General features: G+C 68.4%; 19 protein-coding genes and 2 pseudogenes. 8 read left to right on the top strand and 13 right to left on the bottom strand.

What is annotated here, in order from left to right; genetic code table 11:
• Positions 1 to 186: 186 nt before the first annotated feature.
• From DMB37_RS03030 to DMB37_RS03015, 4 genes are read right to left on the bottom strand one after another with little or no spacing between them, the layout of a single operon-like run.
• Complete coding sequence (locus DMB37_RS03030; RefSeq protein WP_135231349.1) at positions 187 to 1617, bottom strand: aldehyde dehydrogenase family protein; 1431 nt, start codon at positions 1615 to 1617, stop codon at positions 187 to 189.
• The gene (locus DMB37_RS03025; protein WP_135231348.1) at positions 1614 to 2756 is read right to left on the bottom strand and encodes an NAD(P)/FAD-dependent oxidoreductase; all 1143 of its coding nucleotides are present in this window, start codon (positions 2754 to 2756) and stop codon (positions 1614 to 1616) included. Before DMB37_RS03025 ends, DMB37_RS03030 begins: the two co-directional genes overlap by 4 nt.
• Positions 2753 to 4141 carry an aldehyde dehydrogenase gene (locus tag DMB37_RS03020; protein WP_135231347.1) on the bottom strand — a complete coding sequence of 463 codons (1389 nt, stop codon included), beginning with the start codon at positions 4139 to 4141 and terminating at the stop codon, positions 2753 to 2755. The genes DMB37_RS03025 and DMB37_RS03020 overlap by 4 nt, the downstream gene beginning before the upstream one ends.
• Complete coding sequence (locus DMB37_RS03015; RefSeq protein WP_240772219.1) at positions 4138 to 5412, bottom strand: acyl-CoA dehydrogenase family protein; 1275 nt, start codon at positions 5410 to 5412, stop codon at positions 4138 to 4140. Before DMB37_RS03015 ends, DMB37_RS03020 begins: the two co-directional genes overlap by 4 nt.
• A 142-nt stretch (positions 5413 to 5554) precedes the next feature.
• On the opposite strand from DMB37_RS03015, the gene DMB37_RS03010 reads away from it, so the two are divergent.
• A complete protein-coding gene (locus DMB37_RS03010) occupies positions 5555 to 6340 on the top strand; it encodes an IclR family transcriptional regulator (protein WP_135231346.1) in 786 nt (261 codons plus the stop codon).
• 7 nt (positions 6341 to 6347) lie between these two features.
• Here the strand turns inward: DMB37_RS03010 and DMB37_RS03005 are convergent, their stop codons facing one another.
• The 3 genes from DMB37_RS03005 to DMB37_RS02995 are packed head-to-tail and all read right to left on the bottom strand — an operon-like array spanning position 6348 to position 8972.
• Positions 6348 to 7055: a hypothetical protein gene (locus tag DMB37_RS03005; protein WP_135231345.1), complete on the bottom strand. Its 708-nt coding sequence runs from the start codon at positions 7053 to 7055 to the stop codon at positions 6348 to 6350.
• Positions 7056 to 7072: 17 nt separating this feature from the next.
• The gene (locus tag DMB37_RS03000; protein WP_135231344.1) at positions 7073 to 7771 is read right to left on the bottom strand and encodes an isochorismatase family protein; all 699 of its coding nucleotides are present in this window, start codon (positions 7769 to 7771) and stop codon (positions 7073 to 7075) included.
• Positions 7758 to 8972 (bottom strand): CaiB/BaiF CoA-transferase family protein, encoded by a 1215-nt coding sequence (locus DMB37_RS02995; RefSeq protein ID WP_135231343.1) that lies wholly within the window; start codon positions 8970 to 8972, stop codon positions 7758 to 7760. Before DMB37_RS02995 ends, DMB37_RS03000 begins: the two co-directional genes overlap by 14 nt.
• A 67-nt stretch (positions 8973 to 9039) precedes the next feature.
• Between DMB37_RS02995 and DMB37_RS02990 the strand changes: the two genes are divergently transcribed.
• The gene (locus DMB37_RS02990) at positions 9040 to 9975 is read left to right on the top strand and encodes a hydroxymethylglutaryl-CoA lyase (RefSeq protein ID WP_135231342.1); all 936 of its coding nucleotides are present in this window, start codon (positions 9040 to 9042) and stop codon (positions 9973 to 9975) included.
• On the opposite strand, the gene DMB37_RS02985 is transcribed toward DMB37_RS02990, so the two are convergent.
• From DMB37_RS02985 to DMB37_RS02975, 3 genes are read right to left on the bottom strand one after another with little or no spacing between them, the layout of a single operon-like run.
• Entirely contained in the window at positions 9958 to 11364 is a 1407-nt protein-coding gene (locus tag DMB37_RS02985; protein ID WP_167768712.1) for an MmgE/PrpD family protein, read from the bottom strand. The genes DMB37_RS02990 and DMB37_RS02985 overlap by 18 nt on opposite strands.
• Complete coding sequence (locus DMB37_RS02980) at positions 11361 to 12206, bottom strand: cyclase family protein (protein WP_135231341.1); 846 nt, start codon at positions 12204 to 12206, stop codon at positions 11361 to 11363. The genes DMB37_RS02985 and DMB37_RS02980 overlap by 4 nt, the downstream gene beginning before the upstream one ends.
• Complete coding sequence (locus tag DMB37_RS02975) at positions 12203 to 13390, bottom strand: CaiB/BaiF CoA-transferase family protein (RefSeq protein ID WP_135231340.1); 1188 nt, start codon at positions 13388 to 13390, stop codon at positions 12203 to 12205. Before DMB37_RS02975 ends, DMB37_RS02980 begins: the two co-directional genes overlap by 4 nt.
• Positions 13391 to 13529: 139 nt before the next feature.
• Between DMB37_RS02975 and DMB37_RS02970 the strand changes: the two genes are divergently transcribed.
• Entirely contained in the window at positions 13530 to 14990 is a 1461-nt protein-coding gene (locus DMB37_RS02970; RefSeq protein WP_135231339.1) for a dihydroorotase family protein, read from the top strand.
• Positions 14991 to 15066: 76 nt separating this feature from the next.
• Here DMB37_RS02970 and DMB37_RS02965 read toward each other — a convergent pair whose 3' ends face one another.
• Positions 15067 to 15960, bottom strand: coding sequence for a DUF4437 domain-containing protein (locus DMB37_RS02965; protein WP_135231338.1), 894 nt, complete (start codon positions 15958 to 15960; stop codon positions 15067 to 15069).
• Between the two features lie 81 nt (positions 15961 to 16041).
• On the opposite strand from DMB37_RS02965, the gene DMB37_RS02960 reads away from it, so the two are divergent.
• Together DMB37_RS02960 and DMB37_RS02955 are read left to right on the top strand one after the other, a co-directional pair.
• The gene (locus DMB37_RS02960) at positions 16042 to 16611 is read left to right on the top strand and encodes a TetR/AcrR family transcriptional regulator C-terminal ligand-binding domain-containing protein (RefSeq protein WP_135231337.1); all 570 of its coding nucleotides are present in this window, start codon (positions 16042 to 16044) and stop codon (positions 16609 to 16611) included.
• 31 nt (positions 16612 to 16642) lie between these two features.
• Positions 16643 to 17386 carry an arylmalonate decarboxylase gene (locus DMB37_RS02955; RefSeq protein WP_135231336.1) on the top strand — a complete coding sequence of 248 codons (744 nt, stop codon included), beginning with the start codon at positions 16643 to 16645 and terminating at the stop codon, positions 17384 to 17386.
• 28 nt (positions 17387 to 17414) lie between these two features.
• Here DMB37_RS02955 and DMB37_RS02950 read toward each other — a convergent pair.
• Together DMB37_RS02950 and DMB37_RS02945 are read right to left on the bottom strand one after the other, a co-directional pair.
• Positions 17415 to 17840: pseudogene (locus DMB37_RS02950) on the bottom strand (glycosyltransferase family 2 protein); the annotation flags it as partial.
• A 1-nt stretch (position 17841) separates the two neighbouring features.
• A pseudogene (locus DMB37_RS02945) lies at positions 17842 to 18396 on the bottom strand (glycosyltransferase); the annotation flags it as partial.
• Positions 18397 to 18668: 272 nt separating this feature from the next.
• Here DMB37_RS02945 and DMB37_RS02940 point away from each other — a divergent pair.
• The 3 genes from DMB37_RS02940 (at position 18669) to DMB37_RS02930 (ending at position 21245) form a co-directional block, all read left to right on the top strand.
• Positions 18669 to 19481 carry a GAF domain-containing protein gene (locus DMB37_RS02940; protein WP_135231335.1) on the top strand — a complete coding sequence of 271 codons (813 nt, stop codon included), beginning with the start codon at positions 18669 to 18671 and terminating at the stop codon, positions 19479 to 19481.
• 64 nt (positions 19482 to 19545) lie between these two features.
• Entirely contained in the window at positions 19546 to 20262 is a 717-nt protein-coding gene (locus tag DMB37_RS02935) for an ANTAR domain-containing protein (protein ID WP_167768711.1), read from the top strand.
• Between the two features lie 185 nt (positions 20263 to 20447).
• Positions 20448 to 21245 (top strand): GAF and ANTAR domain-containing protein, encoded by a 798-nt coding sequence (locus tag DMB37_RS02930; RefSeq protein WP_135231333.1) that lies wholly within the window; start codon positions 20448 to 20450, stop codon positions 21243 to 21245.
• The last annotated feature ends 789 nt before the right edge of the window (positions 21246 to 22034 follow it).

Here is a 22034-nt window from a genome sequence, read left to right as displayed (position 1 = left end):
GGGGCGTACACGAGTCGTCCCGGATCATCGGTCGCGATCGGGCCGGGACCGGTGGCGTGTGCTTGCCTGAGGGCGCATGCGCGGCGCACAGTGGCGGCGGGGATCTGCCAGTCTGTCGTGAAAGCCGGTATCGACAGGGCTCCGGGGATGCGCCGGGAAGGCACTGGCCGGTTACCGTGAAATCTGCTATCGGTGGGGCTCCGCGGACGCGCCCGGATAAGCACCGGCGGGTAGACCGGCGCCACCCGCGCGGAAGGCGCCTGGTGCGTGCGTGACGGTCGGCTGAACGTACTCGCACAGACCTTCTTGTGCGTACTCCCGGCCGAAGCCACTGTTCTTGGTCCCGCCGAACGGGGCACGCAGCGACATGCCGGTGCGGTTGTGCGTATTGACGAAGGTGAAGCCCGCTTCGATGCGGGCGGCGACGGCGAAGGCGCGGTCCTCGTCGGCCGACCAGACCGACGCGGCCAGGCCGAGCTCGGAATCGTTGGCGCGCACGAGGACCTCGGCCTCGTCGCGGTAGGTGAGGATCGGCACCGCCGGGCCGAACTGCTCCGTGCGGACCAGATCCGCGTCGTCGGGCACCCGGAGCGCGAGTATCGGATCGAGGAAATATCCCGCACCCGTCGGCGCGCAGGCGAGCGGGACGATCAGCGCACCGAGGTCCCTGGCGTCGGTGACCAGCCCGCGCACCCGTTCGGCGGCTGCCCGGGTAACTACCGGCCCCATGGTGACGGTTTCATCGAGCGGATCACCGACGAGCAGGATCCGTTGCGCGGCAGCTATATACGACTCGACGAACTCGGCGAGCCGAGTCTCGGGCACGTAGAGCCGCTTCGCGGCCATGCACACCTGTCCGGCCGTGGCGAACGAGGCGAGCACCAGACGCTCGAAATCCGCTGGGGTCAAGGCGAAGTCGTCCAGGAAAATGGCCGGGTCGTTACCGCCGAGCTCCAGCAGCACCGGCGTTATCGCCGCACCCGCCGCCGCCGCGATGGCGCGTCCGGCCTGCGCACCGCCGGTGAAGGCGACCTTGCGCACCAGCGGATGGGCGATCAGCGCGTGCACCGTATCCGGGCCACCGTGGATCACCGTGGTGGCGGGCAGCAATTCGGCGGCAGCGGTAAGGGCGAGTGGTGCCAGCGGGGAGGGTTTGAGCACCACCGCATTACCTGCGGCGAGGGCGGGACCGAGCTTGAGCATCGACAGCATGATCGGCGCGTTCCACGGCGTGATCGCGGCGACCACGCCGAAAGGCCGTGGCGACACGATGACTCGGCCTTGCGCGTCGTCGGTGGTCCGGGCACTGAGCACCTCCACCGCGTGCGCCCGTACCCAGCGTAAATAGGTTGCGGCGAAACCGATCTCACCGCGGCAATCGGTGACGGGTTTACCGGTCTCGCGCGCTAGCAAGGTCGCTAACTCGGCAGTGCGGGCATCGAGGGCGTCGGCGGCACGGCCGAGCGCGGCCAGTCGAGCCTCCAGCGGTTGCTGCGACCATTCGCGAAACGCCGAGTGCGCCTTGCCGACCACAGCGTCGACCGCGTCGGGCTGCGTCGCGGTCACCGTTCCCACGATCTCCTGCGGCCGCGCCGGGTTCTCGCGTTCGATCCTCACGGCCGGATCTCCAGTGAGTCGAGCAAACAGGCCCGCCGCAGATAGGTGCGGGCCGCGACCGGGTCGGCGGCCAGTTCACGCAACTGCTCGCGGTGGCTCGCCGCCGCGCCGCGGAGCCGGTTCCAGTTGTCGTGGCTGGTGCGTTGCACGTGGTCCACGGCGACGCGATGACGGTGCGCTGCAACCTCGTCCAGCCGCGCGTCGGGTCCGCCGTCGATGACATCGGCCAGTGCGGACGCGAGTTGAACGGCATCGTGGATGCCGCTGTTCATGCCCAGCCCGCCGAGTGGATTGTTGACATGGGCGGCATCGCCGATCAGCAGCACCCGGCCGTGCCGGAACCGGTCGGCGACCCGCTGATGTACCCGATACAGCGTGGCGTGCGCGATCCGCCACGGCCTGCCGAGGTCGGCGACGGCCGCCAAACGATCGGGCAGCCTGCGCAATTCGTCCTCGTCGTCGCTGTCCGCGGGTGTCGGCAGCAGCACTCGCCAATGCTCCGGTGTGCGCAGCAGCACCAGCCATTCGTCGGGATCGAAGACGTAGTTGATCGGTGCGATACCGGGCAGCACCTCGGCCAGATTTTCCTCGACCGACGCGACCAGGAAGCGTTCCGGATAGGTGCTGCCACCGAATGCGACACCGAGACCGTGTCGGACGGCGGAGTGCGCACCATCGGCACCGATAACCCAGTTCGCACGCACCGGACCCTTGGCCGTGCGCAGCACCACGGCATCGTCGGTGCTCAGTAAGCCGTCGACGCGGTAACCGAACCGTACGTCGCCACCGAGGGCATCGAGCAGCAGCGGAGTGAGTTTGCTCTGCTCGCATTGCACCCGGAACGGGAACGGGGTGTCCTCGGCCAGCACGGCGAGATCCAGGGTGGCGATCTCGCCGCCGCCACGCTCGCGGTACTGGAAGGTCGACGCGACAATGCCGCGGTGCAGCAGCGCATCCAGGACGCCGAGGTCGCGCAGCATCTCCAGGGTCGGCGGGTGAAAGGTGGACGCGCGCGACTCGGTGGCCAGCTCCGCGCCCTGCTCCAGCACGGTCACCGCGATCCCGCGGCGCGCCAGGGTCAGCGCGGCGGTCAGCCCGACCGGCCCGGCACCGACCACGACTACCGTTGGCGTGCTCATGACGTGTGCAGGGCGAAGCGCCCTTCGACGCCGACGACGCGCGCGCCGGTGAAGAAGCGCAGCGTCTCCGCGGTGCCCTCCTCGCCGAGGCCGGACAGCCCCCACGCGGGCCGTGGCGTCATCAGGTGCAGGCTCATGATCGAGGAGCCGTTCACCTTCACCTCGCCCGCCCGGATCTGCCGGGCGACGCCGAGCGCCTGTTGCTCGTCGGCGCCGCAGACATAGCCCTCGAGACCGTAGGGCACGGCGTTGGCCAGCGCTACCGCCTCCTCGATCCCGCGGTAGGTGGTGACACCGGCCACCGGGCCGAACACCTCGTCGCGCAGGTCGCCGTCGAGCAGCGTTGGGGCGAAGTAGTTTCCGTCCTCCGGCAGGACACCGAAGCTCTGCGAGCCGCGTGCGTCGAGCGAAGAGCGCAGCTGCTGAACGTGTTTCGAGTGCACCAGCGGGCCGAACTCGGTCAGCGGATCCATCGGCGGCCCGACCCGCAGCGCCGCGAGTCGTTTGCCGATGCCGTCGAGCAGCTCGTCGGCCCGGTCCGCCGGGAGGATCAATCTGCCAAGCGCCCGGCACCACTGGCCGTTCAACGTGGTCAGTAGTTCGGCGGCCATCCGGGTCGCGGCGTCGGGATCGGCGTCGGGCAACACTACGAGCGGATTGTTGCCGCCCAGCTCGAGCTGGCACGGGCGGAACATCGCAGCCGACGCTGTGGCGACCGAACGACCGCCGGCCAGCCCGCCGGTGAACGAGACCGCTGTGATCCGGGACGCGGCGACCAATTGCGCACCGACTTTCGCACCGCCCTGCACGAGCTGGAACATGCCCGCGGGCACGTGCTCGGCGACCACCTCGGCCAGCACCATCGAGCTGTAGGGCGCGAGCTCGCTGACCTTCAGGATCACCGGACAGCCCGCGGCGAGCGCGTTGGCCACCTTGTGCGCGGCCATGGGGGCCGGCGCATTCCACGGGACCAGGCACAGCGCCGGTCCCAGCGGCAGCCGAAGCACCTCGACGCCGTCCTGCTCCTGGCGCAATGCGCCGGACCGGATCTGCTCGGCCGCGAGCCGGAACGAACCCGACACGATCGGCCCCAGCAGGGTCGTCTGCGCGATCGGGACGCCGGTCGCGCGGGCATCCAATTCCGCGATCCAGGGCAGCCGTGCTTCCAGGTCGGTGGCGATGGCGTCCAGCACGGCGGGTTCGATTCGGCCGGAGGCGGTTTCGGCGACCGCAAGCCCACGCTCGACTCGGTCGGTTGCGGTGGCGACGGCCCTGGCCACCGGCGCTCCGGTGGCCGGATCCTCCAGCGCGACACCGAGATCCACCGACGGTGTGCCCCATTCGCCGTCGATCAGGTCGGCGACGGCGGGTAGTTCGGTGCTCACCGGCCCGCCTCGGCCGGTGCGGTGGCGAACAACTCGTTCGCCTTGGCGTCGGTGACGATGCGGGCCACCTCGAGCATGCCGCGCTCGGCCGGGAAGGTCATCACCAGGCCCATCGCCAGATCGCGCAGCGCACGCCCCGCCACCCCGCTCATCGCGGCGGCCGAGGTGCCGCCCGCCTTGAAGGCGCCGAGTGCCACCTGGAAACAGGCCTCGGTCACCGCACCCTTGCCGAGGCGCCATTGGGTGAACACCTCCTGCTTCGGTTTGAACGGCGGCTCGGCGGTCTCCACCGCGAGTTGGTAGCGCAACCAGAGGTACGCGGTCTGCAACTGCCGGGTCATCTCGCCGATGAGCACCTGGTGCACCGGGGAGGACGCGATCGGATCGCCGGTGTCGGCGAAGGTCTTCGTGGTCGCGGTAGCCAGCATCTCGTCGTAGACGTTCTGCGCGCAGCCGGTGTAGACCGCCGCGATGGCGAGTTGGTTGCCGACGAAACTGCCTCTGCTCATGCTGAGCATCTTGGTGAACGCGCCGGGCACGGCCAAGGCCTCGTCCTGCGGAATGAACACCTCGTCGAGCCGGATGCCGTTGTTGGCGGTCGCGCGCATGCCGAGGCCGTCCCAGGGGGCGCGCACGTGTACGCCGGGTGCGTCACGGGGGACGAAGAAGGTCGCCAGTCCCTCTGCGGTGTCGTAGCCCTCGATTTTGGCGGAGGTGAGGTAGTAGTCGGCCACGCCGGTCGCGCAGCCGAACGACTTCTCGCCCTGCAGGATCCAGCCGCCGTCGACCTTGCGGGCGGTGGTGGCGATGGTGATGTTCGCGGCGGCGGTCTTGATCGCCTCGGAGGCGAAATTGGCCAGCCAGCAGCCGTCGGCCATCCGGGTGAGCAGCTTTTCGGCGAAGGCCCGGACGACGGGAATCTCGTCGTCGGCGAACAGTCCGGCGTCGATCGCCTCCAGCGGCAGCAGGCCGCGCGAGGCGCTGGTGTTGTGGAAGAAGTAGGCCAGCGCGGTGGACGGGCAGGCGGTGCCCATGGCGAAGGTGGCCGCGGCCAGATCGCGCAGCGTGCCGCCGAGTCCGCCGAACTTCTCCGGCACCACCAACCCGAGCAGTCCGGCGTCGCGGAGCAGGTCGACGTGGGTGGGCGGGAAGGCGCCGAGCCGGTCGGCTTCCTCGGCGGCGGCACGCAGCGCGGGCAACACGGCGTCGACCCGTTGTGCGCGTTCGCGTTCGGCGTCGGTCATATCTTCGACGAGTCGTGCACCGATCATCGGACCATCCTCTAGCGGTCTGTATTGCTGTTTCGATAGTCGAAACATTGTTACGCACACGGTAACGCCGCGCCTCGGCGGCACGCAAGCCGTGATGGGGATGGTGTTTCCCATCGGGAAATCCACCGCCTACACTCGAGGCGTGTCCGAAACCGAATCCGACAACCAGAGCCGGTCGATCGCGGCGGTCGAACGCGCCATGGATGTGCTGTTGCTGTTCGGCCGCAGCGGCAGGTCCGACCTCGGCGTCACCGAGATCGCCACCGAGCTCGGCATCACCAAGGCCGCAGTGCATCGCATCCTCACCGCACTGCGCAATCGCGACCTGATCGCCCTCGAACCCAGCACGCGCCGTTACGCGCTCGGCCACGCCGCCATCGCGCTCGGTCGGGCTTACCTGGCGCGCACCGATCTTCGGGTGATGGCCGCGCCGGAACTGCGCAGGCTGGCGTCGGTGACCGGCGAGACCGCGACACTGTCGATCCGGCGCGGCGACACCCGGATGTACGTGGATCAGGTTGTGCCGGACCAGGAATTGCGGATGGAGGTCGCGCTCGGGGTGCCGTACCCGCTCTACGCGGGCAGCTCCTCCAAGGTGATCCTGGCGATGCTGCGCAAGGAGGAGATCGACGAGTACCTGAGCAGGCACGAGCTCACCGCCTTCACCGACGCGACGATCACCTCCGTTCGCAAACTACGCACCGAACTGAACGCCACGAAGAAGCGCGGCTACGCGATCTCGATGGGGGAGCGCCAGATCGGTGCCGCGTCCCTCGCCGCGCCGATCCTCGACCACGACGGTGGCGTGGTGGCCGCGATCAGCGTGTGCGGGCCGCTCTCGCGGTTCCAGCCGCGGATGGACGAGTACGTGCCGATGCTGCTCAAGGCGGCCGGCGCGGTCTCCGCTCAGCTCGGCTACACGCCGTAACCACCGCTCAGAGGGCGGCACCGGGTTTGAACACGCCCAGTGCCGCCGCGGCGAGCACGCTGCCCCAGATCAGCCACACGTACGGCAGACAACCGTCGACGCTGCGGCGCAAGGTGCGCTCGACGGATTCGCTGGAGCCGGTGGTCATCAGTGTGCCGAAGGCAGGCCCGAAGGGGCGCAACGTCATTCGGATGCCGAGCCCGGCCGCGATGGCGAGCGTGTAGAGCAGGATCTTGCCGCCGAGCCAGCGTGGATCGGTGGTGACACCGAACGGCTCGTGCACGAGCAGGGCATAGACGCCTGCCCCGGTCATCCCTGTGATGACCGCGAACCGCAGGCAGAGATCGGCTCGGCGCACTGCGGCGAGTTGGCCGTGTGTGCGGTGGGCGAGCACGGTGAGCGTCAACCACACGGCGGCGAAGAGCCACACCGCCACGACGAACCACCAAGGGAACAAATCGATTCCGAACGCGCTGGCACCGTGCGGCTCCAGCGCCATCAGTGTGACGCCACTGGGTAGGAACAGCACCAGGCAGATCTTCGGTGCGAGATCCAGACCGCTCATGATGGACAGTGCGGTCGCGCGAGCGGGTGGGGTGAGTGCGGGGTTGATGACGAACCGGCTGGAATAGAAGACGCCGAGATCGCCGCCGAGCCAGCAGACGAACAGCACCAGGTGCAGCATGATCCACCAGCCGTGCGGGTGTGCGCCCATAGGAATCCTCTTGTCGGCTAAGCGAGTTCCGCGCCGGAGGCGGTCTCGGGAAGGTCGTGGAGGCTGCTGTCCGCTGAGCGCAATACGGCCAGCGCCGCGGTGCGGCTCAATACGTCGGCGTACTTGATGTCCAGGTCGAGCAGATTGGCCTCGTGTAAGGCGGTATTGCGATCTCCACAGGCCTCGGCGACGACCAGCGGGCGGAAACCGTGCTGGAGCGCGTCGGTCGCGGAGGCGCGCACGCACCCGCTGGTGGTGAGGCCGACGATGACGAGGGTGTCGATGCGGCGCGCGGCCAGGAGCGCGGCCAGTGGGGTGGCGTGGAAGGCGCTGGCGTACTGCTTGGTGATCACCAAGTCGCCGGGGACCGGTGCGGGATCGTCCAGAAAGTCGCCGAGTGGATTGCCCGCCTCGAATACCCGCAACACCGGCACCTTTCGGCGGAACAGTCCGCCGTCGGGGCCACCGGGCTCGAAGCGCACCCGGGTGAAGATCACCGGAAGGCCGGATTGCCTTGCCTGAGCGACGATTTCGGCGGCCGCACGCACTGCGTCGGCCACCGGCGCGTACAGCGGCGAGTCCTCGGTGACGTAGGCGGCGCAGATGTCGATCACCAGCACGGCGGGGGAGTCGCCCGCACCGAGGCGCGCGCTGTAGCCGGAGCGGCGGTACTCGCCGGATCGCTCGGTCACCCGGCGGCTTTCAGATGATGCCATCGGCGGTGAGCTGTTCGATCGTGTCCGGGTCGAGGCCGAGCAGGTCGCCGTAGATGTCCTGGTTGTGCTCGCCGAGCGCGGGCCCGGGATGGCGTACGGCGCCGGGCGTCTCGCTCAGCTTCGGAAAGACGTTCTGCATCGGTAGCTCGCCGAACTCCGGATGTGCCAGTCGCACAATGGCTTCGCGGGCCGCGAAGTGCGGATCGGCGAACATGTCGCGCGCGGTGAAGATGCGGCCCGCGGGGACGCCCGCCGCGTGCAGCCGGTCGAGCAGGTCGCCGGTCTCGATGGTCGCCGTCCAGCCGGCGATCAGTTCGTCCAGCTCGGCCATCCGTGCGCCACGGGCGGTATGGGTGGCATACCTTTCGTCGGTGGCCAGTTCGGGGCGGCCCATGGCCTCGGCGAGACGGGCGAACACGGTGTCCTGGTTGGCGGCGACCAGAATCATTTCGCCGCCCGCGGTGGGATAGACGTTGCTGGGGGCGACATTCGGCAGCACCGGTCCGGTGCGTTCACGCTGGTATCCGGTCACCGCCCACTCCGGCAGGAGCGACTCCATCATCGCCAGCACCGCCTCGTAGATGGCCGAATCGACCATTTGGCCGCGCCCGGTGTTCGCGCGGTGGTGCACCGCGGCGAGGGTGCCGATGGTGGCGAATACCGCGGCGAGCGAGTCACCGAGGGAGATGCCGGTTCTGGCCGGGGCGTGCTCGGGATCGCCGGTGACATAGCGAATACCGCCCATGGCCTCGCCGATCGAGCCGTATCCGGCCCGCGGCGCGTACGGGCCGGTCTGGCCGTAACCGGTGACCCGGGTCATGATCAGTTCCGGATGGTGCTCGCGCAGCCGGTCGAACCCGAGGTTCCAGCGCTCCATGGTGCCGGGCCGGAAGTTCTCGATGACGATGTCCGCACGGTCGATGAGCTGGCGCGCGAGCCGTTGCCCGGCCTCGTCGCGGAGGTTGCAGGTCACCGACTTCTTGTTCCTGGCGACCACCGGCCACCACAGCGATTTGCCCTGCGACTGTTCCCGGCCCCATTGCCGCATCGGGTCGCCGGTGCCCGGCGCTTCCAGCTTGATCACCTCGGCGCCGAGATCGCCGAGCAGCTGACCGCAGAACGGCCCGGCGAGCAGTTGCCCCATCTCGACCACCCGCAGATCGGCAAGCGGCCCTGTCGATTTCGTCGCCTCGACTGCCATGTGGCGGGTCTCCATCCTGTTGCACCCCGGAGCTTCGAATTGGATACAATGTATCCCTCAGTGGAACATGGCCGCAAGGCGAGTTGGAGGATCTGTGAACGTCACGCTGGTCGAGGTCGCCCCCAGGGACGGCTTGCAGAACGAGCCGGAAATTCTCGCCGTCGACGACAAGGTCGAGCTGGTTCGGCGCAGCGTCGATGCGGGATTGCGGCGGATCGAGGCGGTGAGCTTCGTGAATCCGCGCCGGGTGCCACAAATGGCGGATGCGGAGGCGGTCATGGCCGGGGTGCCGCGAATCGATGGTGTGTCGTATGCGGGGCTGGTATTCAACGATCGCGGTTTGGATCGCGCGCTGGCGGCTGGTGTCGACGAGATCAATGTTGTTGTCGTGGCGACGGATTCGTTCAGTCAGCGCAATCAGGGGTGTTCGACTGCGGAAGGTGTCGAACGGTGGGCGAAGCTGGCGACCAGGGCGCGGGAGGCCGGGTTGCTGCGCACGGTGACAATCGCGGCTGCGTTCGGCTGCCCGTTCGAGGGGGAAGTGTCCGAATCGACTGTGCTGGAACTGATTCGCCGCGTCGCCGAGGCGGGGCCGGACGAGATCGCGCTGGCCGACACCATCGGTGTCGGTACACCGGATCGGGTACGCGCGCTGGCGGCCGGTGCGGCGTCGATCGCGCCGGAGGTCGATCTGCGTTGTCATTTCCACAACACCCGAAACACCGGCTACGCCAATGCCGTCGCGGCGTTGGCGGCGGGTGTCCGAGTGCTGGATGCCAGCACCGGTGGCATCGGCGGATGCCCGTTCGCGCCGGCCGCGACCGGCAATATCGCCACCGAGGACCTGCTGTACACCTTGGATCGGATGGGGGTCGAGACCGGTGTGCGGATCGAGCCGGTCATCGAAACCGGATCATGGCTCGGCGACGTGCTCGGTAAGCCGGTGCCTGCCTTGCTCGGCCGGGCAGGCCTGTTCCCGGCCCCGTCACTTCCTCAGCAGTGACATCAGCTCGTCGAGGTCTCGGTAATCGGCGAGGCTGAACACCACCTTGCTGATCCGGTCCGCGCGATCCGCCGACAGCGTGTGCTCGGTGTTCAGGCGGAACTTGGTGGCGAGCTCGTCCTCGGACAGTGGATTGCCCGGCCCGCCCCGGTTCATCTCGACCCGCTCGGTGCGGACGCTGCCGTCGCGCAGCCACGCGGTGAGCACGGCGGGGAACTGGTGCGGGAAAACGGCGTCGGAGCGTGCGTCCGCGACACAGGTGACGCGGGCGGCGAGGGCAAGCCGCTGCGCGTCGGCGGCCGCGGTGTCGGTGAAGTCTTCGTGGAAAACGCCGAGACCGCCACCACCGAGCAGTGCGGCAGCGACGGTGTAGGGACCGGAGAAGGCGGCGTGGTAGCCGGACTGCGGGCGGATCTTCGCCGCGTGTGGCTCACCGATGGTGCGCAGCACCGCCGTTGGTGCGCCGAGCTCGAGGCGAACGATATCGGCGGCGGTGATGCCGTCGGCCCGCAGGCGTAGCGCCGCGTCGATCCCGGCGTGGGTGAAGTGGTTACAGGGGTAGGGCTTGAAGACCACCTTCGGCAACTCCCAGTGCTCGCCCAGGCCGTCGAGGATCGCGGCCGGATCGCACTGATCACCGCAGAACGCTTGGAGTAGACCGAATCTGCCCTCGAAGACGGTCGGTGGTCCGGTCAGTCCGGCGCGGGCGAGACCGGCCGCGGTGACGGCGGCGTGCGCGGCCCAGCCGCAGTGCACCCGCTTCACGGTGCCGCCGGTACGGTTGGCTTCCAACAGGCCCGAACCCATGCTCGCCGCGATAGCGACCGCATGCGCGATGGTATCGGCGTCGGCTCCGGCGAGCATGGCGGCGGCCGCCGCGCCACCGAGGGCGCCGCAGATGGCGGTCGCGTGCAACCCGCGCTCGAAGAAGATCGAATTGCCCAGCGCCGCATCGTAACCCGCCATGCCGACGCGCACCGCCAGCTCGATCCCGACCGCGACGGCGTCGAGTAGTGCAGCACCGCCGGCGTTCTGGGCTTCGGCGGCGGCGAGGGCGGCCGGGACCACCGTCGCCGAGGGATGCAAGACCGACGGCAGGTGGGTGTCGTCGAAATCCAATGCGTGCGCGAGGGTTCCGCCGAGTAGTGCCGCACTGGCGGCAGGCCACCGGCCCGGCAGCCCGAGAGCCGTAGCTTGCGGCGTGCCGCCCCATTCCGCGACGACGGTGCGCACCGCTTGCACGGCGGGCGCGTCGAGTGCGGCGAGGCTGTTGCCGAGTGCGTCGAGCACCCGCTGGGCGGCGTTCGCGCGCAACGCGGGACCGACGCCGCGGTCGCGGGCGGACACGGCGAAGGCGGCGAGTCGCTGCACGATGGTTGCTTCGTTCATCGGCTGACCGCCGCGAGCGGACGGATGGGGGAGCCGGTGCCGCCCACAATGCGTAAGGGCGCGAGCAGGAAAGTGAACTCACCGGGCCCGCTCGCCGCGAGCTCTTCCAGTGCGAGATGCTCCATGATGTAGATGCCGGATTCGACCAGCAGCACCCGGTGCACGGGGAGCACGCGGTGACCGGCGCCGGGCGGAATACATTCGTACGCGGTGGTATCCGAGCCGGTCGCCGTGACTGCGCGCGCGGCGAGCCACTGCGCCGCGGCGACACCGACTCCTGGGACGCCGGTTTCCTTGCCCAGGTAGGCGTCCGGTTCGCCGAACAGTCGCGACCATCCGCTGCGGATCAGCACGACATCACCGGCCGCGACCTCGATTCGCGCCTGCCGGGCCGCCGTCTCGAGGTCGGCCACCGTGATCTCGTACCCACCCGGGAGCGTGTCGGTTTCGTGTGCGGCGGCGATGTCGAGCAGCACGCCGCGGCACAGCAATCCGGGAAGGTGCTCGGCGCCGTGGGTGGTGAACCGGCCGCCACGCTGGGCCTCGTGTGCGTCGACACCGCCGTGCAGTGCGCCGTGCTGGCTGACGTGGCTGAGCGCGTCGATGTGGGTGCCGACATGCCCGCCGGTCACGATGATCTCGTTGGCGGCCGAGCCGCCGTCCGGACGCACCAGGTCACCGTGTCTGCGCGCCAGCGTCATCCGGAAGCCGGGGTGGTTCGGCGAGCACGGCATGCCGGTGAAGAACGGCTGGCCCAATTCGATCAGCCGGACGCCGCCACGCACCGCCGCGAGCAGCGGATCAACGATTGTCGGCCGGTGAGCGGCCCGTGGATGCGTCATCGGATCACCCCGGCGGCGCGGAGCTCGGCCCGCTCGTTCTCGTCGACGTCGTAGCGCGCCAGCACCTCGTCGGTGTGTGCACCCAAAGGTGGGCCGGTCCACCGTATCTCGCCGGGTGTCTCGGAAAGCCGGAACAAAATATTCTGCATACGCACGGTGCCGAGCTCCGCGTCCGGTAGTGCGATGATCGAACCGAGCGCCCGGTACTGCGGATCCTCGAGCACGTCGGCTGCGGTGTAGATCGGAGCCACTGCGGCCTCGGCTTTCTCGAAGGCGCGCACCACCTCCTCGGTGCTGTGCCTGCTGATCCAGCCACCCACCGCCGCATCGAGTTCGTCGGCGTGCCTTGCTCGTTCTGCGCCGGAGGCGAACCACGGCTGATCGATGAGATCGGGGCGGCCGACCAGCCAGAGCACTCGCTCGGCGACGGACTGTGCGCTGGTGGAGACCGCGACCCAGCCGCCGTCGGCGGTGCGATAGGTGTTGCGGGGTGCGTTGTTCGAGGATCGGTTGCCCATGCGCGGCTGTAACTCGCCCAGCTGATCGTAGGCGATGATCTGCGGTCCGAGCAGCGTCAGGATCGGTTCGATGATGGCCAGGTCGACCTGTTGGCCGGTGCCGTCTCGTTCCCGGGCGCGCAACGCCGTCATGATCGCGAATGCTGTTGTCAGTGCGGCGATTCCGTCGGCGAGGCCGAACGGTGGCAGGGTTGGCGGGCCGTCCGCCTCGCCTGTTACGGCGGCGAATCCGCTCATCGCCTCGGCCAAGGTGCCGAAGCCGGGACGCCGTGCGTACGGCCCGATCTGGCCGAAGCCGGTGACCCTGGCCAGCACCAACCGTGGGTTCAGTGCACGGAGTTCGGGATAGCCGAGGCCCCAGCGTTCCAGGGTGCCGGGGCGGAAGTTCTCGATCACCACGTCCGCCTCGGCGACCATCCGCCGGAAGATCTCTTGGCCCTGCGGCGCACCGAGATACAGCGTCACCGACTTCTTGCCGCGCCCCAGCATCTTCCACCACAGGCCGACGCCGTCGCGCTGGGCGCCGTGGCTGCGCACCGGATCACCCTTCGGGTGCTCGACTTTGATGACGTCGGCGCCGAAGTCGGCGAGCAGCGTGCCCGCCAGGGGACCGGCGAACAGTGTGGCCACGTCGAGCACTCGGATTCCGGCCAGCGGTTGCGTCATCGCCAACTCCTTAGTGCCGCGACGCGTTTCGCTCAGCGAAACACTGATACGGGATCGCGGCATTGACTACCAGCGCATGCTACTGCGATGATCGCCGAAATGGTAACTGCGTTTCGCGTAGAGAAACTGGAGGGCTGCCGTGCCCGCGACCGAACTGCTGATCCGCAACGCCCGTGTGGTCCGTCCGGGCGACCCCGCGTCGGACGATCCCGCACTCGCCGACATCGCCGTTGCCGACGGCCGGATCGTTGCGATCGGGCCCGGCCTGCCGGGCGGTGACCAGACGCGCATCGTCGACGCGGACGGGCTGCTCGCATTCCCCGGTGTGGTCGACGCGCATCAGCACTGGGGCATCTACCGCGATCTCGCCGACGACACCGCGAGCGAAAGCCGTGCTTGCGCACAGGGCGGGGTCACCACCTCGCTGACCTATATGCGTACCGGCCGCTACTACCTCAACCGCGGTGGACCGTATCGGGAGTTCGTGCCCGAGGTCCTCGACCGGATGGCCGGGCGGTCCCACGTGGACTACGGCCTGCACCTCGCACCGATGACCGCCGAGCACATCGACGAAATTCCGTACCTGGTCAAGGAATTCGGCGTCACGTCGTTCAAGATCTTCATGTTCTACGGCGGCCACGGCCTGCACGGCCGATCCTCGGATCAGTCCTCGTTCCTGATGATCCCGCCGGACGAACGCTACGACCTCGCCCACTTCGAGTTCGTGATGCGCGGCATCGAGCGGGCCCGTGCGCAGACGGGTGAGCCGCTGTCGCTGTCGCTGCACTGCGAAACCGCCGAGATCATGGCCGCCTACACCGCGCTGGTCGAGCAGGACGGTACGCAAACCGGCCTGCGCGCCTACAGCGCCTCGCGCCCCGCCCATTCCGAAGGTCTGGCGATCACCATGGCGTCCTACCTCGCGCACGAAACGGGCCTGGCCGACATCAACCTGCTGCACCTGTCCTCCGCGAAGGCCGTCGCGGCCGCACTGACGATGGCGCAGGCCTTCCCGCACGTGAACTTCCGCCGCGAGGTCACCATCGGGCACCTGCTCGCCGACGTCGACACCGCACACGGCATCGGCGGCAAGGTGAACCCGCCGTTGCGCGAACGCGCCGACGTCGAGGCGCTGTGGCAGCACCTCCTGAGAGGCGACATCGATTGGGTGGTCAGCGATCACGCATGCTGCCGCGATGAAGCCAAATTCGGCGCCGACCGTGACGACGTCTTCCTCGCCAAATCCGGCTTCGGCGGCGCCGAGTACCTCTTACCCGGCTTGATCGGCGAAGGCCGCAAACGCGGCCTCTCCCTGCACCGCATCGCCGAGCTGACCGCCGCCAACCCCGCCCGCCGTTACGGCCTGACCCGCAAGGGGACTCTGGCCGAAGGCTACGACGCCGACATCGTGCTGGTAGATCCCGCCGCCCACTGGACCGTCCGCGCCACAGACTCCGAGTCCGCCCAGGAATACACCCCGTTCGAAGGCTTCGACATGACCGCCAAGGTCACCGACGTCTTCTTGCGCGGCACCCACATCGTCCGCGACGGCAAGGTGCAAAACACCCCCCACGGCCACTACCTCCACCGCCGTTCATGATCAACGGGACATCGGGGCGGGCGTACTCGCACGTTGCCGCCCCCATATCCCGGTTGATCATGAAGCTGCCGGAGGGCTACTGGTAGGTGGGGGTCGGCCACTGGCCGATGGAGCGGGAGCGGACGGGTTCGACGGGGCGGGGGGAGAGGCTGTGCGGGATGTCTGGACCCCAGTTGGTGGGGTCGCCGGTGATTTCGATCTTGGCGTTGTTTGTGTACCAGTCGACCAAGTCGGCGTCGGAGCGGACGATCCAGGTGCAGCCTTGCTCTGCGTCGGCGGTGAAGTCGCCGTGGCGGATGAGGGCGGGGCGCCAGAAATAGGTGCCGGGCCACATCTTTCCGAAGTTGTAGTCGAATCCGCCTGCTAAGCAGTAGGCCTCTTCGCTGCACGGGTGATGGGCCAGGGGTTCCTCGCGCCAGCCGGGCTTGGCCTTGATGAGGCGGGTGTAGAAGCCGGTTTCCGCGTCGCGGTGCAGGAGCTTGATGTAGAGCCCGGGGACGGGTGTGCCGCCCAGGTCGAAACGCATTGGGCTGCCGTCTTTTACATCGATCCACGGCATCGCTGCGGTATCGAGCACCACCAACTTCTGGTCTGCGCGGACGAAGTCGCGATCGGTGTCGGCCGGCTCGAATCCCCAGTCGCCGCCTTCGCGGAACAGCAGGATCTCGGTGCCCGCGGCGACGGACAGTGGTGGTGTCCGAACACCTTTGGGCGCAGACCAGAAACCTTCGGCCCCGAGCTCGGTCTCGCCGACGGTCACCTGACCGGACAGGACGAACCATTCGGTATCGGCGCTGTGCACCCCGGCGGGGCGGGACCAGTCGCTGAGGAAACGGACTTTCAGCGAGGCCGAACCGTCCTCCTCGTCGTAGCTGAGGTTGCGCTGTTCGGCGCTGCCGGTGGCGTGCTGGAACTCGGCGAGGTGCGGGATCAGATCGCGGTCGTCGATGAGTTCGACATGTGGACGCATGGGTCCTCCTGGGGCGAGCAGTAATTCCGCTACAGAATGTACTGCTTATCAATAAGCAAAACAAGATGTATCGTTTATTGTGTGAACAAGCCAGGACGCCCCGCCGGCCCCGCCGCCGACACCGAAGAGATCGTGCTGACCGCCGCCTTGGGCCTGCTGCTGACCGAGGGCGGTACCGCGTTGACGCCGCAGCGGCTGCACACCGTCACCGGCGTGGCGCGCACCACGATCTACCGGCACTGGCCGACCCCGAGGGACTTCCTCGCCGCCCTCATCTCCGTCGCCCCGCATCCGGCGGCGCAGCCGACCGGTGACCCGGTGGCGGACCTGCACGCGGAGGTAGATCTGCTCTGTGATCGCCTGCGCGACAAGCCCGTTGCGGCCTTCCTGCGCGCGCTGGTGACCGCCGCGTCCACCGATCCGGAGTGCGTCCCCTTGCGCCAGCGGTATGTGCTGGACCTTTTCGCCCCCGTGCAGCGGTCGATCCGCGCGCTCGGTGTCGCTGCCGAAGCCGACATCGAGGAGGCGGCAACGGCGATCGTCTCGCCGCTGCTCGTGGACGCGCTGCTGCTGGACCGGACCGCCGACCGGCGGCGAGCCCACCGCGCCGTCGACGACGTGCTGACCCGGATCGCCGACCCTATTCGCTGACAAAACCGCTGCCCGCCAAGGAAGTACGCAGATGACCAATGCCGTCGGCCCGCGCGCCGTCTTCGGGGTGATCGTGCCGAGCACGAACACCGTTGTCGAACACGACTATTGGCGCGCCGCGCTACCCGGCATCGCCTACCGCGCCGGATCGATGTACATCCCGAACCCGGTGATGGGCAACGACGAGGACTTTCAAGCGCTGCTCGGACAGATCCGCGCCTCCATCGACACCGCGGTGCGCGATGTCCTCACCGCCGAACCCGATCGAATGGTCATGGGCATGTCCGCCGAGACGTTCTGGGGTGGTGTCGCGGGCAACGCGGCCTTCGAGCAGCGCCTGCGCGACCGCACCGGACTGCCCGTGACCACCGGCGCGAGTTCCTGCCGGGCCGCGCTGCACGCACTGGGCTGCCGTCGGATCGCGGTCTTCTCGCCGTATCAGCCGATCGCCGACATCGAGGTCGGCCGGTTCTTCACCGAGGCCGGTTTCGACGTCGCCGCGATCACCGGCCTGCGTTGTCCCACCGCACCGGACATCGCCCGCGTCGACGCCGACCGAATACGCGAGGCGGTCGCGTCGATCGACGGGCCCGACGTCGAGGCCATCGTTCAGGTCGGCACCAACCTGTCCTTCGTCGCCCAGGCCGAGCAGCTCGAACACGAACTCGGCAAGCCGGTCGTCGCCATCAACGCCGCCACCCTGTGGCACGCGCTGCGTGAGCACGGCTTCGACGACCGTGTCGAGGGTGCCGGACAGCTACTGCGCGAGCACTGAACGCATCCGGCCGGACATCGGCGCAGGCCTAGCCGGCGGATGCTACCAGTGCGTTCCACGTCTGGGTCGCCGGGTCATACGCGACGTGTCCCGAGGCGGCAAAACTTTCGAGCCACCCCAGCATCGGCCACCGCCCCCACCGGCGATGAAAGACCTTGGCATTACTGAGAATATCGGTGAGATGTTCGATCGGCGGATCCGGCACGGGATGGTGCTGGTGGTAGGCGTCGGCACCGCCGGCCCACCGCAGCCGGGCGCCGATGGCGGCAGCCTTGTATGCGAAGTCGGTGTCTTCGCCTCCATAACCCCGGTAACGCGTGCAGAAGCCGCCGATGCGTCGCCAGGTATCGGCGGTGAGCGCGAACGACAGGGACCAGAACAGGTCGAAGTCGCTGCTGTCGACGTGGGTGCCCGCGGGCGGGTCCGGGCGCGCGGGGTGCGGATCGCGGTGCCGGTAGGACGAACCGATCGACGGAGCGGGGCGCCTCGATCAGCCTGCGCTGCACGACATGGGGATGACGCAGAACGTGCGGCCTTCGGCCCCACTGCTTTTCGATCTCCGCGGCCGCGCCCGGTGTCAGCGTGATCAAGGCGTCGGCGGCGGGGATCAGCACATCCAGTTGTGCTCGATGCCCCTGTGGATCGGGCTGGTGCGGATTGCGCAGATCGTGCGCGGTGTAGACCAGCGGCTTGCCGTGCTCACGGAGCTCGCCCACGATGTCGGTGAGCACCTCGGGCTCGACCGCGTCGAAGCCGAAATGGACATGGAAGACGTCGAACTGGTGCTGGTGACGGCGAATCCACTGCGGGTCGAGCATGACCGGCGGCCACCAGCCACCCGGCACGGTGCGCCCGTCAGCGGGCCGCGGATCCGGCAACCGCACCACCCCGTCGGCCTGATCGACGGGAGACAGGTGCCGGACGTAGACATGGGATGCGGGCACCGAGGCGATGCGCAGCGTGCGGCTCGGTGCGGCGAGCGGCGCACTGCCGGTGACGGTCCGCGTCATCTCGGCTGCTGTCCTGGCGTTGCGGGTGCGTTTCCCGCGGGGCGAATCAGTCGACTACCTCGCGCGATCTGCATGCCGTACCCAACCTTTCCGGATGATCATGGACCAAGTTCTCCGGTCCCACCCGGGCCGTTGAGCCGTAAACCCGGCCTGCTTCGCCGCCGCGTACCCTGCGAGGTCGACCCGTCCGGTCGCCACGTTTTCGCGGAAGCCGGTGCCGTCGCCTCGGTGGGAACCAAGACTAGAGTTGAGGTAGCAGAGGGGAGTGCACCGTGGAGCACGCATCCGACAACGACCCGCCGCGCCGTGGCGCCGGGCGGGAGCGCTCCGAACCCGGTGGCCGGGCCCGGTTCACCGTCGATAGCGGCTCCCTGTTCACCGGCATCGGCACCTTGTGTGCGACCGCGGTGCGGCTGACGGGGGTGGACGGGGCCGCGGTGGCGGTGCTGAGCTCGACCTCGCAGGCCAGGGAACTCGTCTACGCCACCGACGCCACCGCTCAGCAGATAGACGAATTGCAGTTCGTCATCGGTGAGGGACCGTGCCTGGACTCCTATCGGCACGCGGGCGTCGAACTCTGGGCCGACCTAAGCGACGACGCCGCGGCCGAGCGCTGGCCCGCTTTCATCCCGGACGCGCTGGCCATCGGAGTGCGCGCCGCCTTCGCGTTCCCGCTTCTCGGTAGCCGGCTGCCGATCGGTGTGCTCGAGCTGTACCGCAGCACGGTCGGCGAGTTGGATGCCGGAGCGCAGGAGTCGGCGACGGCCTGCGCCGCCGCCGTAGCGGGCACGCTGTCCGCGAATTGGGCTGTGCGCGTACATAAGGCGGGCGGAGTCGAGCAAGCCATCGAGCTGAGCGAACTCGAAGAGCGCGTGGAGACCGAGGACGAGTTCTCCCGCACCGAGGTCTACATCGCTGCGGGCATGGTGGCGGTGCAACTGGCCGTGCCCTCCGACGAGGGGCTGGATCGGTTGCGCGCCTACGCCTATGCGCAGCGACGCTCCATCGCGGCCGTGGCGGCCGATATCGTCGCTCGTCGACTGTCCTTGCGGGGCGACCGCGACCGGATCGAAGGTGAGCAGTGATGGACACTGTGCGGACGCGGCTGGCCGTCGCGGAGCTGACCGCGGCGCTGGCCACCGATTCGATGTGCCCACCGTGCTGTACTCGATAGCCAGGCATGCCGATGAATGCTTCGACGCGTTCTCCGCTGTGGTGGTCCTGCTCGATGACCGGAACAGCATGGCGGAGAAAACGATCCACATCGTCGCGGAAGCACTGCGGGAAGATCGCTCGGCGGATCCGCGGCTGCACGCGATCGGCCCCGGCTATACCAGCGCTTGCGACGGGGCGGTGACGATGATCTCGGATCTGCGCGCGCCCGACGACACCCGGTGGCCCCGCTACCGTGAGCACGCGGTCGCCGCCGGTATGCGGGCGGTCCGCGCGTACCCGGTGCGGTGTTCGACCGCCTCGCTCGGTTCGTTGATCGTGCACACCGACGACCCTTGGGGAACCGAGCGACCCAACGAATTCGGTCAGGTCCTAGCCGATCTGACCGGGATCGCTCTGTCGCTCGGCAGTGTCGACGGCCGCCGGGCCAGCACCAGGGAGACCGCGGAAGCCGTACTGGACGGCACCAAGGTGATCGCCGTCGCGCTCGGCATCCTGGTCGAGCAGCTCGACCTCGATGTCGAGCAGGCGCGTGTCAGTTTGGTTCGGCTGGCTCGGTTGCACGGCGTGTCACCTACCGAACAGGCGCGGGCCGTCATCGCCGGGCAGGATGCCTATCCCGCTGATCCAGCCCAGTCCGGTGCGCTACATCCACCTTTGGGTCTGGCGCCGCCGAGGCGTATCGACGGCTGAACCCGGTCTTGGCCGGCGAAAGAGGCTCCCCGCCTTGATCTCTTGCCATTTCTTGATCGTGGTGCTAAAAGAAATCTATGTCATGGAACATAGGTTATCTAGGCGACGTTGTACAGAAAGAGTTAGATGTGCCCGCGTGGGGCACGGCGAAAGGGCGTGCGGTATAGGCTCGTAAGGGGTGTTCAATGATGGCCGACCATGATCTGGTATCCGACGACCTCGCGACGGGCTTGAAGGAATTGACCCGGACGCTGGTCGCCGCGTGCGATATCGAGCAGGCGTGGGACGAGGTCGCCGCCATCGCCGCACGAATGGTGCCCGAGCAGTCGATGACCGGTGTCACGCTGCGCATTGGTGGCCACGTCCGCCTGGTGGCCGCCAGCGACAAGACCGTCGCGCGGATCGAGGAAGCTCAGCACCGTAGCGGGTGCGGCCCTGGTCTGGAGGCGCTCGATACCGCTGCGCCGGTGTCGGTTCCCGATATCGGCGCCGAACGGCGCTGGGCGGAGTGCCGTGCGGAAATGCTGGCCGAGGGCATCCGGTCGCTGCACTGCGAGCCGCTGATCACGGACGGCGCCCCGACCGTCGCGCTGAATTTCTATTCGAAGACCCCGTACGCGTTCGACCACAGGGCCCGCCAACTGATCACGATCATCGCCGCGGTCGTCGCCGCGGTCGTCGCCGCAGCGACCGCGGCCGCGCGGCAGGCGGAGTTGAGTGAGCAGCTGCGGGCCGCGCTGGCCTCGCGGTCGGTGATCGATCAGGCGTTGGGCATCATCATGGGTCGTGAGCGCTGCACCCGGTCGGGCGCCGTGGCGATCCTGCGCGATGTCTCGCAACGGCGCAATACCAAGCTGGCGGTCGTGGCCGTCGAAGTCATTCGCAGCTGTACCGGCGCCGATCCTGAAGACCTGCATTTCAACGAACCCGGCCGCTCGCCCGTGCCGCCGGGTAAACGGACAGGCTCACAGCATCCCCGGTGAGAACTATTGCCACGCCTCGACGCTACCGCGGTAGCGTCGAGGCGCAGGCCCCTCCGCCGACGTCCTGTCCCGTTTGCTGTGCACGAAACCGGCGGTGCCCCTACAGCTTTCATGAGCTACTCAAGGCGTGTCGTGCTGGGTGTCTTCGTTGTCGGCCGCCCCGTCGGGCCCCGGCTGCAGCAATGCCTGCATGTCTTCACCTCCTTACCCTCGTCGGAGTGTGGATCAGGTATCGCTTCGCAGCCTTCCGGCGGTAGCCAGGTGGCCCCGGCGTGGCTGGGCGGGCCCGCGCGACCGCCACCCCTACCCGGGCGGGGGACGTACACTTCACGCCGTCGCGCCTGCAGCACGTCGGCTACCTCGTGGGCGACCACGACACCGCCGCCACCGAGGCCGAGCAGTATCGGGTTTATGCCGCGGCTGCTGCGCGAGTTGGCGGCCTGCCGCGCGACGATCGAGAAAAGACATAGTGCTCCCAAGTCCGGTGCTGCAAGGGGGTAAGCCACTCTTCGGGACTTGGAGACAGCACCGAATCTACGCCGCGCGACCAGATGGACAAACATGTTTCACAACATTTGCCAATGGCACCGCAAAGCTGGGCCTGATATCCCGATATCGGGGCGCGCCGCCGCATTCGGGCAGGTGAACAGTGACCCGCAGCCCGACTGTCCGGTATGCCGGTTGGGTCGGCTGATCGTTTGCCAGCAGGTGCGTCGCGTCGGTCGATGGCGCCGGTCACGCGGCAACCGCTACGCCGGAGGTTTGCGCCCAATACTTCAGGCGCGCAAA

Origin of the sequence: Nocardia sp. CS682, assembly GCF_004634405.1 — a bacterium.
Lineage (GTDB): Bacteria > Actinomycetota > Actinomycetes > Mycobacteriales > Mycobacteriaceae > Nocardia > Nocardia ninae.
Note: the sequence above shows the minus strand (reverse complement) of the source record. Positions and strands in the feature narration are given on the sequence as shown.